Origin of the sequence: Corallococcus praedator, assembly GCF_003612125.1 — a bacterium.
In the GTDB taxonomy this organism is placed as follows: Bacteria; Myxococcota; Myxococcia; order Myxococcales; family Myxococcaceae; genus Corallococcus; species Corallococcus praedator.
In genome coordinates, this window is record NZ_RAWI01000736.1 from 1 (window position 1) to 1,582 (window position 1,582).

General features: G+C 70.4%; 1 protein-coding gene. It reads right to left on the reverse strand.

The window, feature by feature from the left end:
* Nucleotides 1–1,543 (reverse strand): IS3 family transposase gene (locus tag D7Y13_RS41360; protein ID WP_439329261.1). Its coding sequence is split into 2 segments (ribosomal slippage), with 1,541 coding nucleotides annotated over them: nt 1–1,070 and nt 1,073–1,543; the frame shifts between segments, so codons are not numbered across the junction. This gene is flagged as partial in the annotation.
* Nucleotides 1,544–1,582: the final 39 nt, after the last annotated feature.

The following is a 1,582-nucleotide window of genomic DNA, read 5'->3' on the forward strand; positions in this document are numbered from 1 at the left end:
TCCTGCACTTCCGGTGAGGGGTTGAGGCGCACGGGGCCCGCGGGCGTCCAGTCGCGCGTGTCGCGGCTCCATCGCTCGGGGTGACGGGCGCGGGCGCGCTGGTACACTTGGTGACGCTGGGCGAGCAGCGCGACGTCGAGGCCATAGTGTCTGGCTTCCGGCGTGACGAAGCGGATGGCGGAGTGCCGGTGCTCGGTGTTGTACCAGGCGACGAAACGCTCCACCCATGCGAGCGCGTCCTGCGCCGACACGAAGGCGCGCTGGGGAAAGGAGGGGCGGTACTTCAGCGTGCGGAAGAGGGCCTCGGAAAACGCGTTGTCGTCCGAGACGCGGGGCCGGCTGAAGGAAGGCGCCACGCCCAGCCATTGCAGCGTTGCGAGCATGGTGGCGCCCTTCATGGGGCCGCCGTTGTCCGAGTGCAGGACCAGGCCCTCGGGGCAGCCGGCGGCCTGCCAACTGTCGCGGATGAGGGCCGCGGCATGCGCGGACGACTCCTCCTCGTGGACGCGCCAGCCCATGATGCGGCGGCTGAAGACGTCCACCACGAGGTAGAGGTAGAGGAAGGTGCCCTTCACCGGGCCCTTCAAGTAGGTGATGTCCCAGCTCCACACCTGGCAGGGGGCGCTGGCGGTGTGCTCGGCCTTGGGGCGCGGCGTGGGAGGCTTCGCGGGGCCTCGGTGCGTCAGCTGTCCCGCCGCGCGCAGCACCCGGTAGAAGCTCGCCTCGCTGGCCACGTACTCGCCCCGGTCCGCGAGCCTCGGCACCAACTGCTTGGGCGACACGTCCCGGAACTCCTCGCTGTGGGCCACCGCCAGCATCCGGCGCTTCTCTCCCTCGGAGAGGCGGTTGGCGGGCCGGGTGCGCGGACCGCACCGCCCATCCTGCGCGGTGGCCGGCTTCCTCCAACGTTGAATGGTGCGAGGGGCGACCCCCAGCCGCTCGCAGACGGCTTCCAGCCGCACGCCCTGCTGGAGGGCCTCCTCCACGTGGGCGAGCGTCATTTCTCGCGCTTCTCGTCCGCTGCGTCGTCCTCGTCGTCCAGGTGCCGCTCGTCCCAGCCCGTCGCCTGAAGTTTTTTTTCGAGCACCAGCAGGGCCGCCGTCTCCGCCAGCGCCTTCTCCTTGCGGTGCAGCTCGCGCTCCAACTCCTTCACCCGCTTCTCGGCCACCGCCAGTCGCCTGCGCTCCTTGGCCGGCAGGGCTTCCGTGGCCGCACCCGAGAGGGCCTGCTGCCACTCCTTCAGCTTCTCCTCGTGCAGTCCCTCGCTGCGCAGCAGAGCCCCCAACTCCCCGCCCGTGAGGCCCTGGGCCGCCACGAGCACGCGCAGCTTCTCCTCGGCGGTCCACTTCTTCGGCCCAGACGGCGGGGCGGGCTTTTCCTCGGGCGGGGGCGTCATCGCCGCCAACTTATTCGCCTCCCGCAACCACTGCGACAACGTCGGCTGCGACACGCCCACCTGACGGGCCAGCGCGGCGGCACTCACCGCGCCCGGGCCTACCATCCGCTTCACCATCTGTGACTTGAATCCATCCGTGTACGGCACTGCATCCTGCCTGCTCTCGCCCCCCAAGGCGTGGTCATC